The 15,463-nt window shown below is 64.5% G+C and carries 10 protein-coding genes; 2 read left to right on the top strand and 8 right to left on the bottom strand.

The features are described from left to right. Window positions 1-6: 6 nt before the first annotated feature. Complete coding sequence (locus Q0K12_RS01270) at window positions 7-3,204, top strand: multidrug efflux RND transporter permease subunit (protein WP_297259679.1); 3,198 nt, start codon at window positions 7-9, stop codon at window positions 3,202-3,204. Beyond that, complete coding sequence (locus tag Q0K12_RS01265) at window positions 3,201-4,733, top strand: efflux transporter outer membrane subunit (RefSeq protein WP_297259677.1); 1,533 nt, start codon at window positions 3,201-3,203, stop codon at window positions 4,731-4,733. Before Q0K12_RS01270 ends, Q0K12_RS01265 begins: the two co-directional genes overlap by 4 nt. A gap of 141 nt (window positions 4,734-4,874) precedes the next feature. On the opposite strand, the gene Q0K12_RS01260 is transcribed toward Q0K12_RS01265, so the two are convergent. From Q0K12_RS01260 to Q0K12_RS01225, 8 genes are all read right to left on the bottom strand, one after another. Then, window positions 4,875-6,938 (bottom strand): hypothetical protein, encoded by a 2,064-nt coding sequence (locus tag Q0K12_RS01260; RefSeq protein ID WP_297259675.1) that lies wholly within the window; start codon window positions 6,936-6,938, stop codon window positions 4,875-4,877. A 9-nt stretch (window positions 6,939-6,947) separates the two neighbouring features. Continuing rightward, window positions 6,948-10,529: an FAD-binding and (Fe-S)-binding domain-containing protein gene (locus Q0K12_RS01255; RefSeq protein WP_297259673.1), complete on the bottom strand. Its 3,582-nt coding sequence runs from the start codon at window positions 10,527-10,529 to the stop codon at window positions 6,948-6,950. 273 nt (window positions 10,530-10,802) lie between these two features. Beyond that, entirely contained in the window at window positions 10,803-12,353 is a 1,551-nt protein-coding gene (locus tag Q0K12_RS01250; protein WP_297259671.1) for a Na+/H+ antiporter NhaC family protein, read from the bottom strand. A gap of 26 nt (window positions 12,354-12,379) precedes the next feature. Next, complete coding sequence (locus tag Q0K12_RS01245) at window positions 12,380-12,802, bottom strand: hypothetical protein (RefSeq protein ID WP_297227868.1); 423 nt, start codon at window positions 12,800-12,802, stop codon at window positions 12,380-12,382. After that, window positions 12,799-13,131: a hypothetical protein gene (locus tag Q0K12_RS01240; protein ID WP_297259669.1), complete on the bottom strand. Its 333-nt coding sequence runs from the start codon at window positions 13,129-13,131 to the stop codon at window positions 12,799-12,801. The genes Q0K12_RS01245 and Q0K12_RS01240 overlap by 4 nt, the downstream gene beginning before the upstream one ends. Before the next feature lie 282 nt (window positions 13,132-13,413). Further along, the gene (locus Q0K12_RS01235; RefSeq protein ID WP_297259667.1) at window positions 13,414-14,070 is read right to left on the bottom strand and encodes a flagellar basal body-associated FliL family protein; all 657 of its coding nucleotides are present in this window, start codon (window positions 14,068-14,070) and stop codon (window positions 13,414-13,416) included. Between the two features lie 132 nt (window positions 14,071-14,202). Then, window positions 14,203-14,583: a chemotaxis response regulator CheY gene (locus Q0K12_RS01230; protein ID WP_297227862.1), complete on the bottom strand. Its 381-nt coding sequence runs from the start codon at window positions 14,581-14,583 to the stop codon at window positions 14,203-14,205. 75 nt (window positions 14,584-14,658) lie between these two features. Then, entirely contained in the window at window positions 14,659-15,441 is a 783-nt protein-coding gene (locus tag Q0K12_RS01225) for a FliA/WhiG family RNA polymerase sigma factor (RefSeq protein WP_297259666.1), read from the bottom strand. Between the last annotated feature and the right edge of the window lie 22 nt (window positions 15,442-15,463).

Genomic DNA, 15,463 nt, shown 5'->3' with positions numbered 1-15,463 from the left:
TGCGCTATGGCTGCCTCCGCTAAACCCAATCTCTTTTTGCGCCGGCCGATCCTTTCGTCGGTCATCTCCATCGTCATCACGCTTGTGGGCGCGCTGGCCATGAAGGCGCTGCCCATCGCCCAGTATCCCGACCTTGTGCCCCCTACGGTCAACGTGTCCGTGTACTATCCCGGCGCGTCGGCGGAAACCATCGCCGCCACCGTGCTGGCTCCGCTGGAAGTGAACATCAACGGCGTGGAAAACATGCTCTACATGACGTCCACGGCGGCTTCCGGCTCCGGCTCCGGTTCGGTCGACGTCTACTTTTCGTTGGGCACCAATTCGGACATGGCGCTGGTCAACGTCAACAACAAGGTGAACCTTGCCCAGACGACCCTTCCGGAAAGCGTGCGTCTGCAAGGCGTGACCGTGACCAAGAGTTCGCCGGCCATGTTGCAGGTCATCGCCATGTATTCGCCCGACGGACGCTATGACGAAGTCTACCTGCATAACTATATGCAGGTGAACGTGGCTGACGAACTCAAGCGCGTGCCCGGCGTGGGCGACGTGTCCGTGTTCGGCCAGATGGACTATTCCATGCGCATCTGGATCCAGCCGGACAAGCTGGCCAAGTACAAGCTTACCGTCAGCGACGTGGCCGCCGCCATCCAGGAGCAGAACTCGCAGTTCTCCCCCGGTCGTCTCGGGGACCCGCCGCTGCCGCAGAATGCCGAACTTTCCTGGCAGATCGACACCAAGGGCCGTTTCAGCTCGCCCGAAGAATTCGGTGAGATCATCGTCCGCACCGGCGAGGACAGCGCCCTGCTGCGCCTCAAGGACGTGGCCCGCATCGAGATGGGCGGCAAGGACTACAGCGTCAGCATGGAAATGAACGGCATGAAGGCCCGCGGCATGGGCGTGTACCTACTGCCGGGCGCCAACGCCATCGCCACCGGCGACGCCGTGACGGCCCGCCTCAAGGAACTGGAAAAGGACTTCCCCGACGGCATCGCGTACAAGGTCATCGTGGACAATAACGACTTCGTGATGGAATCCATCAATGAGGTCATCCATACTCTGGTGGAAGCCATGATCCTCGTGTTCATCGTGGTGTTCGTCTTCCTCCAGAGCTGGCGGGCGACGCTCATCCCCTGCATCGCCGTGCCGGTCTCCATCATCGGTACCTTTGCGGGCATGTACGCCCTGGGCTACACCATCAACACCCTGACTCTGTTCGGCATGGTGCTGGCCATCGGTATCGTGGTGGACGACGCCATCGTCGTGCTGGAAAACGTGGAACGCATCATGTCCACGGAACATCTGCCGCCCAAGGAAGCCACGGCCAAGGCCATGAGCGAAGTGACGGCCCCGGTCATCGCCATCGTGCTGGTGCTCTGCGCGGTGTTCATCCCCGTGTCCTTCATGGGCGGTCTGGCCGGTCAGATGTACAAGCAGTTCGCCATCACCATCTCGGTGTCCGTGGTGCTCTCCGGCATCGTGGCGCTGACGCTGACCCCGGCGCTCTGCTCGCTGCTGCTCAAGCCTCATGCCCATGACCATCAGCCCGCCAAGCCCTTTGTGGTCTTCAACTATCTGTTCACCAAGACCACGCACAAGTATGTACGCATCGTGCGCTTCATCAAGGATTCCACGCTGCGGGCCTTCGTGCTCTTTGCGATCATGATCGCGGCCACGGTCTGGTTGTTCAAGGTCGTGCCGGGCGGCCTCGTGCCCAATGAGGACCAGGGCTACATCCTCGGCATGGCCATCCTCGACGACGGCGCGGTGCAGTCGCGTACGTCGGATGTGACGCGCCTCATTGCCGACAATCTGCTCAAGAATCCGGCGGTGGAGACCGTCATGTCCATCAACGGCCTGGACATCACCTCCATGTCCCCCAAGAGCAACTACGGCACGTTCTTTGCCACGCTCAAACCCTGGAGCCAGCGCCAGACGCCGGAAAGCAGCGCCGAGGCCATCAGCGCCAGCGTCATGGCCGTGACCATGATGCAGCCCGAGGCCGTGACCATCGGCTTCACGCCGCCGCCCATCAGCGGCATGTCCACTACGGGCGGTTTTGAATGCTATATCCAGATGCGCGGCGACGGCACGAGCCAGGATCTGGAAGCCATGGCCAACAAGTTCGTCACCGCGGCCATGGCCACGGACGAGAACGGCAACCGCCGCTATCCGGCCATCGGTTCGCTGCGCAGCCTCTTCTCCACCGGCGCGCCGCAGCTCTACGCCAATCTGGATCGCGACCGCTGCAAGGACATGGGCATCAGCATCAGCGATGTCTTCACGGCCATGAACGCCTCCTTCGGCGCCATGTACATCAACGACTTCAACTACCTCGGCCGTACCTTCCAGGTGCGCATGCAGGCCGAGGCCGATTACCGCCTCTTGCCCGAATCCCTGCATGACGTCTTCGTGCGGACGAGCAAGGGCGAGATGGTGCCGCTCTCGGCCGTCATGACATTGGAACGTCGTACCGCGCCCCAGACCATGGAGCGTTACAACGTGTTCCCGGCGGCCCACCTCATGGGGGATCCCGCCCCGGGCTATTCCTCCGGTCAGGCCCTGGCGGCCATGGATCAGGTGGCGGCCGAAGTGCTGGACAGCAACTACGCCCTGGGCTGGGTGGGTTCCGCCCTGCAGGAAATGCTGGCCAGCGCGGACACCACCATCATCTTCGTGCTGGCGCTGGTCATGGTCTTCCTGATCCTTGCCGCCCAGTACGAAAGCTGGTCGCTGCCGCTGGCCGTGCTCACCGCCGTTCCCTTCGGCGTGTTCGGCGCGCTGGTGGCGACCTGGCTGCGCGATCTGTCCAATGACGTGTACTTCCAGGTGGCGCTGGTCACCCTTGTGGGTCTGGCGGCCAAGAACGCCATCCTCATCGTGGAATTCGCCGTCGAGGCCTGGCGCGACGGGCGCAGTCTGGACGTTGCGGCCATGCACGCCGCCCGTCTGCGCTTCCGCCCCATCGTCATGACCTCGCTGGCCTTCATCCTTGGCTGCGTGCCGCTGGCCATCAGTTCCGGCGCGGGCGCCAACAGCCGTCATGCCATCGGCACCGCCGTGGTGGGCGGCATGCTGGCGGCCACCTGCCTTGCCACCCTGTTTATTCCGTTCTTCTTCCGGTTCATCATGTCCGTTTCCCTGCGCCTGCAGGGCAAGCGCGACCCCAATGAAGGGAAGGGACGCTTCGAGGAGGACGACATATGACCGTGTTTCCCCGTCTTCGGGCGCTGACCGCCTGCCTGGCGGCGCTGCTCGTGCTGGGGGGCTGCTCGCTGGCCCCCAAATACGAGCGTGAGACCTTCGACATGCCGAGCCAGTGGCGCAAGGTGAATCTGACGACCCAGCCGCTGTACACGGACTGGTGGAAGCGTTTCAACGATCCGGTGCTGACGGCTCTGGTGGAAGAAGCCCTGAAGAACAACCTTGACCTGGCCGAGGGCATGGCGCGCATCGAGTCCGCCGCGGCGCAGGCCGGGGTGGCGACTTCCGCCCTCTTCCCGCTGGTGACGGGCGATGCCGGCGCGGGCGCGCAGAGCAACTCCGAGCGCAGCCCCAACTACAGCAAACTGGCCGACCGGTCCTACACCACCTATCAGGGTTCGCTCAGCGCCGCCTGGGAGCTGGATTTCTGGGGGAAGTACCGCAATCAGCGCACCATGCTGACGGACGTGCTCATGAATACCTTGCTCAGCCACGAGGCCCTGCGTCTGTCCATCGCCGGACAGACGGCCCAGAGCTACTTTGCGCTGCTGGCGCTGGACATGCAGCTGGCTACGGCCAACCGTACGCTCAAGAGCCGCGAGGAATCCTTCGGCATCTACACGAGCCGTTACCAGCAGGGCGACATCACCGAACTGGACTGGCAGCGTGCCCGGGCGGAAGTGGAAACGGCCCGCTCGCAGCTGCACAGCGCCATGGTGGCCGTGGACTCGGCGGAAGCCAGTCTTGCCGTGCTGCTGGGCCGCTCCCCCCGCGAGATCATGGACGGCAGCATCCAGCGCGGCCGTACCATCGAGCATATGCCCTCGCCGCCGGTGCTGCCCGAGGGGCTGCCTTCCGAGCTGCTCATGCGGCGTCCCGACGTACGGGCCGCAGAGTTCCTGGTCATGGCCTATAACGCCAATATCGGCGTGGCGCGTGCCCAGTTCTTCCCGTCCATCTCCATCACCGGCGCTCTCGGCACGTTGAGCGCCTCCTTCGGCCACCTGTTCACCAACCCCGCAGGCACCTGGAATTACGGGGCCACGGCCAGCGTGCCGTTGCTGGACTTCGGGGCGAACTGGTATAACCTCAAGGATGCCGAGGCCCAGAAGAAGGCGGCCATCGCGACCTACCGCAAGACGGTGGGCGAGGCCTTCTCCGACATTCGCTCCGCCTATGTGGCCCAGCGTGAGGCCAACGCCATCGTGGAGAGCTATCAGACGCAGGTGAAGAGCTTGCGCCGCGCGGTGGACATCGCCCGCCTGCAGTACGACAACGGCTATTCCGACTATCTGACCGTGCTGGATGCCGAGCGTCAGCTGTTCAATGCCGAACTTTCGCTGGCCAATGCCCTGCGTGACCGCCTCTATGCGGTGGTGAGCATGTGCATGGCCCTGGGCGGCGGCTGGCAGGACCCCGGCGTGACGCCCGGGCCCGTGCTGGTGGACAGCGACAAGTTGGTGGAAGCCCAGCGTACCGCCGGGCAGAAGACGCCGGAAGCCGTGCCTGCGGCGGCGCGTCCGGCTTCTTAGGCGCTGACAGAAAAATGCACCTTGGAAGCGGGTCCTGCTCTGGCAGGGCCCGCTTTTTTCGTATCTGTGCAGGCGGGAGACGGATATGTCTTTTTAGAGCATTTCCAGTTTGAAACGCTTCGCGTTTCACATGGAAAATGCTCAGGGATAGATCAGGGCCGCCGGATCGCCGGGCAGGGCATACGTCTGTCCGTCAAGCGAGATGATGACGCCCGGCAGTCTGTCCATGTGCTGTGGGGCCATACCGAGGGGGACCGCATAGACGACGCGGCCTGTATCCCCGTCCAGCAGGGCGCGCACCAGCGGCATGCGGCTGGCGGCCAGGCGCAGCCATAGCCCTTGTTTCGTGCGTTGTTGCGGCTCTTGTGCGAGCAGTTCCCGCGCCAGTACGATCTGTGTCGGAATGGGCAGCATGCGCCGGGCGTCCACCGGGTTGAGTCGCCAGATCTCCAGCGAGAAGGCGACTTCCGACGGCAGGGGGGTGGCGCTGTCCAGCACCAGCCAGACCTGCGAGAAGGTGGCATTGGGATCCGCCGGACTGGCGGCCAGCCAGGCGTTGTCCAGCCCCCTGCGGCGCAGGGCGTCGGGCACGCGCAGGACGAGCGGCGACCCCGCCCGCACCGCCGCGATCTCCCCGCGGGAGAAGCGCCGCAGCGGTTCCGTCCATTCCTCCTGCCAGTGCGCATAGGCCATGCGGACGCTGCCCAGACCAAAGAACCAGGCCACCCAGGGGTTGGGCCAGTGCTGCGGGGAATGGCGCAGGCTTTCGCCGGCCAGGACGGGCGCGGCCGTTTCCGACAGGGCGCGCACGGCGACCTGCGGCAGATGGGGATCCGTCGTCAGGCGCGGGCTGCCGGGATAGTTGTACAGTCCGGCGAGGCCCAGACGCATGGGCGCGTCCAGCGGCGTATACGCCCTCCCCAGATCCCAGAGCCAGTTATAGCGATCCTGGATATTGTCGCCGCTGATGACCCAGTCCCCGGCGGCGGCGTGTTCGGCGGCGGCGCGCCAGTTGGGGGTCAGACACAGGGAAAGGAGCACGGCCGTCAGCAGCAGGCCCAGACGGCCGCCGTGCTGCAGCAGGCGCACATTCCAGCGTCCCAGCCACGGATAGAGGGCAAGCGTCAGGGTGGCGGCCCCGTAGATGGCCAGGACGGCGGACAGGCTTTCATTCGTCAGACTGAAGGCGTCGCCCGCCGCGTGCAGGGCCGTCATGCTCAGGGAGACGAGCAGAAAGCCCGTCAGGGAAAGGACGGTCAGCCAGCCGGGCCGCAGGGGCGGGATGTCCGGCGGCAGCGGCTGCCCGCCGATGCGGCCCTCGCCCTGCGCGTGGGGCAGGAGCAGCGCCAGCGTCAACACCGGCACGGCCCAGAAGGGGAAGCGAAGGCCCGCAAGGCTGCGCCACCAGTCCCGCTGGAAGTCCGGCCAGACTTCCGGCAGGGGATGGGCGGCCTGCGTGGCCCAGCGGCCTGGAGAGGCGAAAACGATGATGGTGCACGCCAGCGCGGCCAGCAGCACGCGGCCCAGCTCACGCCGTACGGGATGGCGGTGCAGCGCGGCCAGCAGCCAGGCCCCCAGCGACAGGGCGAGGACCGCATGCGCGGACATCTCCCCGAGGCCGACGGTGAGCGCGGCCAGCAGCATGGCCTGCCGGCAGCGCCGCTTGCGTGCGAAGGCGTCCGCCAGCCAGAGGCGGCAGATGGTCAGCAGGAAGCAGAGCCAGAGACCGCCCGGCAGGACAAGGGAAAGGTTCTGGGTCAGGCTGAAGAACTGATGCGCCTGCGGGTGGCAGGCGCACAATCCCAGCATGGCCAGCAGGCCGCAGAACAACCCCAGCCTGTGCGGGATGGCCGGCGCGGCCAGCCGGGCCAGTCCGTAGACGGCCAGCCCGTAGCTGCCCAGCGAGAGCAGACAGATGGCCCCGTTGAGCAGCAGGGACTCCGGGGCCCGTCCCAGAAAGGTCTGCAGGAAGTGCAGCCCGTAGCGCCCGCCGGCGTACAGCCACTGCCTGCCCATCTCGTAGAGCCCGCCGGGCAGGTCCAGGAAGCACATGGCGCGGCTCATGTGCTCGAAGTCCTCTCCCTGCGGGAAGACGAAGGCAAAGCCCCAGAAAAAGGGCAGCATGACCACCAGCGCCAGGAGGCAGCACAGGCGCGAGGGCCTGTACAGTTCCTCCGGGCGCAAGAGCACCGCCGGGCCTCGCATGGACGCTGCCTAACCTTTCACGACGCGCACATCGCCCCGGGTCTCGTTGACGCGACGCCGGAAGCTCTGCCGCCTGTCCTCGCCGTCGATCATGCCGGCCACCCATTCGGCCACATGCAGCACGGGGCGCTTGTCATGCAGGTTGATGAGGCAGCGGCCGATGCCGATCTTGCAGGACGGGCAACCCACCAGCACGGGCGGCAGGACGCCGTTTTTGCCGGCACGCGCTTCGGGGCTGTCGATCTCGTCAAAGGTACGCTGCAGGCTGATCTGCTTGCGCGAGCGCAGCAGATTGTAGATCTGCGGCGAGGTCAGGGCCCCCATGCCGGATTCGCCGCAGCAGCCGCCATTGAGCAGCACCTTGGCCCCGGAGAAGTTGGACAGGGCGGCCACGATCTGTTTCTGCCCCTTGGCGGCCGGGATGCCCGCCCATTCGCTGTGGCAGGAGGCATGGTAGACGAGGCTCGTGCCGGGCGGCAGGGGATGCTCCAGCTGTTCTTTCTTGAGCAGGGGCAGGACGAGCTGCAGCACGTCCCGCTGCCCCAGCCCCGTGAACTGCTCGGTGAGGCCGATACGCTCCAGACCGTCCAGACAGGTGCCGCAGGAGGTGACCAGATGGGCGACCTCGAAGCCCTGCTTGCCCAGATTGCGGATCATGGCGGACAGATACTGACGGTTGTGGGAGAGGTTGTCCTCGAAGGCCGTGTCCATGCCCGCGGCCAGCAGCGGGTAGCCGCAGCAGAGGTGACGCGGCGGCACCGCCACGGCGAAACCGGCCCGCAGCAGCAGCATGATGCTCGAAAGGCCGATGCGGTCATAGAAGAGACCGGCTCCGCAGCCCGGGAAGTAGATGACGCACGGCGTACCCTGCGCCACGTCCGTGGGCGAGAAGACGGAGCCTCGGTGCAGCCGCAGCGCCTCGTACAGGTTGGTGTAGCCGACCTTGGGCCCGCGGCCGGAAAAGAGCGGGCTCTGCATGCGCCGCTTCCAGACGCCGGGGACGAAGCCCAGCAGGCGGTTCTGCATCTTCTGGCCCAGGGAGGCCATCTTGGCGGCCTTGGGCACCCGGTTCTCCACGTCCTGCACGAGCCATTCCAGCGCCTTTTTCTTGAGAGGATGGCCGCCGGCGTTCTCATGCTCCAGCAGGGCCCGCAGCGACAGGGCCACGTCCCCGGACGGGATCTTGACCGGGCAGTTGGCGCGGCAGCGGCCGCAGGCGGTGCAGTGCTCCACGAGATCCCGCAGCCAGCGCAGCAGTTCGTCGTCGATGCTGCCCTTGTTGACCTGCGAGTAGTAGACCGCCTCGATGAGCATGCCCAGCACCATGTTTTTGTTGCGCGGATGGTACTGCATGCTCCGTTCGGGATAGTTCATGGGGCAGACGTGCTTGCACTTGCCGCAGCGCGTGCACACCTGCACGGCGGCCAGCAGGTCGGTCAGCTTTTCCTTGTCCGGCAGGCCGCTGTCGTTGATGTCGCGGATGAGGTGGTTGAAGGAGAAGGTGAAGGGCCGCACGGGCAGCTCGCGGTGCACGAGCTTGGCCGGGTTCATGATGTCGCGCGGATCGACCCGTTCCTTGAAGGCGCGCAGGGCCTCCATCTTCTCCTTGCCGAAAAAGGCGATCTTGGTGATGCCTATGCCGTGTTCGCCGGAGACCTCGCCGCCCATTTCCTGACATTCGGCCATGACGCGGGCGGCCGTCTCTTCGGCTTCTTCCAGCATGTGCGGGTCATTGGAGTTGACCGGGATGTTGACGTGGCAGTTGCCGTCCCCGGCGTGCATGTGGCTGGCCACCACGATGCGCCCGGCATCCATGTAGTCCCGGATCTTGTTGAGCTTGCGACCAAGGTGGGGGTACTTTTCCAGCAGGCTGTCCATATAGGCCTGGGCCCGCTGCCAAAGCTCGGTATCCGAGAGCTCCGCGGCGTTGACGTCGCCGGTCGCCACCTTGGAGGCAAAGGAGAATTCGCGGTTGAACTCCTTTTCTTCCATGGGGAAGCCGGGCAGGCGGCCCACCTCCTGCAGCGCGTAGCGATAGGCCTGCGCGGTGCATTCCAGGTTGAGCTGCTCCAGGAAGAGGGCGAAGTCCGGGATGCGGTCCATGGGGATGACCACGTCCTCATTGAGCTTGAAGCCGGAGGTGCGCTTGGCGATGGCGGACAGGCGGTGGCGGTCCTCCCAGAAGCGTTCGGCTTCCTTGTCGTCCTGCGCCACGATGATGTCCACGTTTTCCTGTTCTTCCACCACGGACACGATGTCGCCCACGCACTTGTCCAGCAGGTAGGGGTCGTCGCCGTCCACCTGGAGGATGATGACGGAAATGGGGAGATCGTTGAATTTGCGGGACTTGCGCTTGTATTCGATGGCCTGCACGTATTTGGCGTTGAACTCTTCCAGCGCGGACAGATGGGCGTAGTCGCCCTCCTCGCGGATGCGGTTGCGCAGGCTCACCAGCTCGCGCACCACCACGGCCGCCGGATGCATGGAACGTCCGAAGAATTCAAGCACCATGACGCGCTTGTAGCGCGGCTTGGGATGGAGGATGAAACAGGCCTCGGTGATGATGCCGTCCACCCCTTCCTTCTGCATGCCGGGCAGACCGCCGAGGGCCTTGTTGGTCACGTCCTTCCCGAGGCCGGGCAGGCGGATCTCGTCCCCGCGCAGATGCACCACGTTGCGCACGCCGCCGCTGACGTCCTTGACCACGAAGACGGCCGTCTCCTCAGGCAGGATCTTGTGCCGGGGGTGGTTCTCCCGCTCCACGGTGATGATCTCTCCCGTGGGCGTGACCATGCGCCACCAGAGCAGGTTGTCCAGGGTGGTGCCGTATTCGAAGGCCATGGGCCCGCCGGCATTCTCCGAAATGTTGCCGCCGATGGAGGACGCCTGCTTGGAGGCCGGGTCCACCGAAAAGAGCGCGCCCTTTTCGTCCATGGCCGTGATGACGGCCTGCGTATTGGCCCCGGCCTGACAGGTGACGGTCATGGCTTCAAGATCCACGGGGCCGATATGCGTCAGTCGGGCCAGGCTGACGATGACCGTGCGCCGCCGGGCCGGCACGGCCCCGCCCGTCATGCCCGAACCGCCGCCGCGGGGGATGAGGGCGAATTTCATGTCGTTGGCCAGCTTGACCAGAGCGGCCACCTGTTCGGTGGTGTCCGGCTCCACCACCAGCAGGGGCAGCTCCATGCGCAGGTCGGTGGCGTCGGTGGCGGTCTCCACCAGCGCGGCCGGCTGGGTCAGCACGCATTCGGCGGGCAGCATGCCGCGCAGGGTCTCCGCCAGGCGCTGCCGGAAATCCGCCTCGGCCTCGTAGGCGGACCAGAACATGGTGATGCCTTCGCTGATGGCCGTGGCATAGTAATGCGCCAGCGCCAGCGCCTCGCGCTCGAAGCGCTCACGGACGCTGGCCCGCACCGTATCGGCATCGATGAAGGGGTTGTAGGCCACGAGGAAGAGCTCTTCGGCAATGGCGATGGCCAGATGGCGCACGGATTCCGGCCACTCTTCAAAGTCGCTGATATTGATGCGCAAAATACGGTTGACGACGTAATCGGGCGATATGGAGATATGCGGTCCCTTGTGGGCCATGACCTGTACCTACCTTGCGGGGATGCGGTTGCCGGCGGCCTGCCGGGCCACGCGGGCGGATGAAGCCTGGACAACCATACGTGAAGCCGGAAAACTCTTTTTTATCCGCATCAATCCCGCTTGGCAAGTTGCTGCCGGGGCCCTCCGGGGCATGCCTCCGGCGTGCGGCCTCGTGGGGAGGGGCTGCCGGCGGGCGGCAGGGCGGATAGCTGAAAAAACATCCCGTCCGCACGGTGGCGCGGACGGGATGCTGTCATGCCTTGTCAGGAGGCGTCATCGGGCGGCCGCTCTGTCGGAGCGGCTCCGCAGCACAAGCATGGCGGCGATCATGACGACGAGGGCCGTGCCGAGGCTGGCGGGCAGCGACCCCCCGGTAAAGCCCGCCACCACATAGCCCACAAGGCTGCTGGCCGCCACCACGCAGGCATAGGGCATCTGCGTGGAGACGTGCTCGATGTGGGTGCAGGCCGCGCCGGCGCTGGAAAGGATGGTGGTGTCGGAAATGGGGGAGCAGTGGTCCCCGAACACGCTGCCCGCCAGAGTCGCGGAAAGGCAGACGAGGACGAGGCTGGGGTCCACCTGCTGCGCTACGGGCACGACGATGGGGATGAGGATGCCGAAGGTCCCCCAGGCCGTCCCCGTGGAGAAGCTGAGGAAACAGGCCAGCACGAAGATGATGGCCGGCAGCAGGCCGCCGGTCATGCCGCCGTCGGCCTCCACCAGGGTACGCACATAGGCGGGCGTCTGCAGCAGGTTCTGACAGACGCCGGAGATGGTCCAGGCCAGCACCAGGATGATGTTGGCGGGCATCATGGCCTTCATGCCCTGCGTGGCGCCGTCCATGAAGGTCTTGAGCGACATGCGTCCCAGCGCCACGAACTGGATGAAGGCCACCACCATGGCGCCGAAGGAGGCCAGCACGAGCGCCTTGGCCGCCGTGCAGTTGCCGAAGGCGGCGGCCAGGGTGTGGTACTGCGGATCGTCTCCCCAGTAGCCCCCGTTATAGAGCAGGGCCAGCACCGCAAAGACGATGAGGCTGCCGATGGGGACGAGCATGTCGGCCAGATGACCCTTGCCGGTCACTTCGGGCTGGCGGCGGGCTTCTTCGTTCTCTTCCCCGCTGGCGCCCACATCGCCCTTGATGGCCTTTTCCTCGGCCTTGCGCATGGGGCCGATGTCAAAGCGGCCCATGCAGACCATGACGACCATGACAAGAGACAGCAGAGCGTAGAAGTTATAGGGGATGGTGGAGACGAAGGCCGCGAAGTCGCTTTCAAAAGCGCCGGTGGCCTTGAGATTGCTGCCGACGGCCGCCGCCCAGCTGGAAATGGGGGCGATGATGCAGATGGGCGCGGCGGTGGCGTCGATGATGTAGGCCAGCTTGGCGCGAGAGATGCGGAAGCTGTCCGTCACGGGGCGCATGACCGTGCCCACGGTGAGGCAGTTGAAATAGTCGTCGATGAAGATGAAGACGCCCAGGCCGGAGGTGGAAAGCATGGCCGAGCGGCGGCTCTTGATGCGGCGTGTGGCCCACTTGCCGTAGGCCCGGGTGCCGCCGGCCATGGCGATGACGTAGACCAGCGCGCCGAGCAGGGTGCAGAAAAGGATGATGTTGAAATCCAGCTTGCTGACCATGACGGCGAAGGCCGTTTCCACGGGCTTGACCAAAAGGGTGCCGGTGCCGGTGCCGATGGTGTGGATGACGGTCCCGCTGAGGATGCCGAGGAAGAGGGAGGAGATGACTTCCTTGGTCAGCAGGGCCAGGGTAATGGCGATGATGGGCGGCAGCAGCGACAACCAGCCCGCGGCTTCAAACGGCTCCATGACGACTCCGAGAAGGGTTTATGTGATCAGGAATTCTGGCTCATGATCAACTCGACCTCGTCCACGCTGAGGCCGGCATTACGGGCGATCTGCTTGGCGGAGAGCCCCTTGCGCTGTCCGTTGAGGATCAGCTCGCGCAGGAACTGCGGCGAACGCGTGATGCCTTCGGCCTGATCGAGCAGACGGCGCAGATCCTGGGCCCGCTGCTCGAGTTTTTCGTCAAGGCTGCGCAGCTCGGCCTGGCGCTGGGCGAAGGTCGCCACGATCTCCTTTTCCAGACGGGCGTTCATCTCGATGCGGGCCAGCAGGGCTTCCTGATTGCCTTGCAGCGTGTTGAGCAGCCGTTCCGAATTCCGGAGCCGCAGATAGAAAAAGAGGACGCCGCTCAGGATGAGCAGCTCCATGATGGAAAAGAGAATGATCAGTCCAAGTTGAAGATAGTCGTTCATACGCGTACGTTCAGGAGGTTTCCCACCAGCGGCGAGCCGGAGGGGCGGGGTTCTTCTTCCTCTTGCGGCACAAGTGGCGGCCTGCGCCGTCTTCGGCTGCCGAACTGTGCGCCCTGCTGTCCCTGATCGCGGGCATCTGTATTGATGGCGCTGCCCTCGGTCTTGGGTTCACTCTTTTCGACGTGCTGCATCTGCTGCTTGGCCATTTCGGTGGCAAGCGCCTGCGACATGGCCAGAGCGGCCTGCGGCGCGTTGGTCGTTGCCGATACCAACGGCGCGGCAAGCCCGGTCTGGGCGTACAGCACGGCCATGGTGGATTGGATGCTCACCGGTTCCCCTCCCGGACAGGCTTCCGTCCCTTTCTTTTGGAATAAACAATGATGCGTCCGACCGCCCGGCTGTCCGTGCAAGCGTCCGTTTCACGCCTGTTCCCGTTCGTGCGGCAGGGATTGGCTGCGTTCGCCGATGGCGAACCCCTGCCGTCGGGGCCAGGCGGAGTGACGGCCGCTTGTCGATAGTACGGTTCATGCGCGCAGGCGGTCTTCAGGCGCTCTCTCCATTCATCCCTCGTGTCAAGGTTTCATACGCGTGGCTGCCGGCAATGTCCCGGCCTAATGCCCCAGGTAACTTTCCATCAGAACGTCCTCGATCTGGCCGAGCGTCAGATAGCTGTTCACAACGGACGTGAGGTCCTTCTTGATGGTTTCTCTGTTGGCGGCGGCCAGCAGAAAATCCAGCGACTTGTTGCGCAGATAATAGTACATGGCGTCGCGCACCGTCATGAGCTGCTTTTCAATTTCCTTGTTGAGCATCTCCGACTTGGAAATGGTGGAAAAGCGGCAGACGAGGAAATTGGTGTTGCCCTTGTCGTCCTTGACGGGCACCCAGAAGGGCTCCAGCTCGAAAATGAAGTCCTGCTCCACAGGGGCGGCCTCCGGCGGCTTGACCACGATGACCTCGGGCTTGGGCGGCTCCACCACTGGCGGCGGCACGCGGAAGAAAAACCACCAGACTGCCGTTGCCGCCAGTATGACGAACAGGCCGATGCCGCTGATGATGAGCTTTTTCTTGCTCTTGGGGGCTTCCTTCACCACCGGAGCGGGGGCTGATGACCGCCGTTCCACGGGGGGGAGAGGCTTTTCCTCCGGCTCACGCAGGAAAGGCGCATCATCGAGGTCCAGCTCGACCTTGCCGCCGGCTGACGCTGACGCCGGCGACGCAACTTCGACCTGGATATCGCTTTTTTCCTTTACCTTGTCGTCCGCCACGACTTCCTCCGGACACCAGTACGGACCATGCAGCTGCCTCCCTCATGCAGAGGGAGACGTGCGGCAAAAAAAGGGCAACGACAGGACAGGGCCCGCCGCTGCCACCAAAACATGCAGGCCAGAGCGATGCGCCTACTGAAAGATCTTGTCGATCTTCTGCTTCATGGTATCGGCGGTGAACGGCTTGACGATGTAGTTGGACACCTTGGCCTGCACCGCTTCGATGATGTTTTCCTGCTGGGCTTCGGCAGTGACCATCAGGAACGGGATGTCGGCGAACTGCTCGCTGGAACGCACCTTGCGCAGCAGGTCGATGCCGGTCATCTGGGGCATGTTCCAGTCGGAAACGATGAAGTCGATTTTTTCGCGGTTGAGCACATCCCACGCCGTGGTGCCGTCATCGGCTTCCACGACGTTGTTGAAGCCGATCTGGCGCAGGATATTGCGAACGATGCGGCGCATGGTGGAAAAGTCGTCCACGATGAGAACGCGCATATTGGTATCATACGACATGAGCACTCCTCCCTTGATTCCGCCGGTGGCGGCAAACTAAACAATGACCGAGCAATCACACGCCCCGGCGCCGCGCTACGGCAAAGGGCTGTCCCCATACTGATTGAGAAATTCCTTGCGCAGCCGGTTCAGGGCCTGAGAATGCAACTGCGAGACCCGTCCTTCGGTGATGCCCATGACTTCGGCCGTTTCCCGCATGTTGAGTTCATCCGTGTAATAAAGCGACAATACCAGCTTTTCCCTAGGTGTCAAACGGTCAATGAGGGGGGCTATGCGCTCGATCATTTCCTGATGCGCCGTGGAGGAAAAGGGCTGTCCGCCATTTTCCCCCCCCTCGCCGGAGACCGTATCCTGGATGGCGTCCAGGGAGAGCCAGAGCTGATTCTGCAGCGCTTCGAGGCCCTGCCGCACATCGCGCATCTCAAGGCCCGTCATCTCGTGCAGCTCTTCTTCCGTCGCCTGCCGTCCTTCTTCGAACTCCACCTTCCGCATGGCCTCGTCCAGCACGCGGATGCGTTGCCGGAGCGAGCGGGGGAACCAGTCGAGCCGGCGCAGTTCGTCCAGCATGGCCCCCCGTATGCGGGTCTCGGCATAGGTCTCAAAGCGTATGCCGAGCTGCGGGCGGAATTTCCCCAGGGCTTCCATGAGCCCCAGCGTGCCGGAACTGATCATCTCGTTCAGTTCCACGCTCCGCGGCAATTTGACCTTGAGGCGCAACGCCAGAAAGCGGATCTTGGGCGCATAATGCCGCACGACGGCTTCCTGCTCCGCCGGGGAGAAGTCCTCCCAGGCGGTGGCGCCGGTCTCAAGAGCCTCCCAGGGGGCGGACTCGTCAGTTCGTGCCGTTACGGTATGCATGCCCATCCTCTGCGTCCGACGC

This window comes from uncultured Desulfovibrio sp., assembly GCF_944324525.1.
GTDB lineage: Bacteria > Desulfobacterota > Desulfovibrionia > Desulfovibrionales > Desulfovibrionaceae > Desulfovibrio.
Note: the sequence above shows the minus strand (reverse complement) of the source record. Positions and strands in the feature narration are given on the sequence as shown.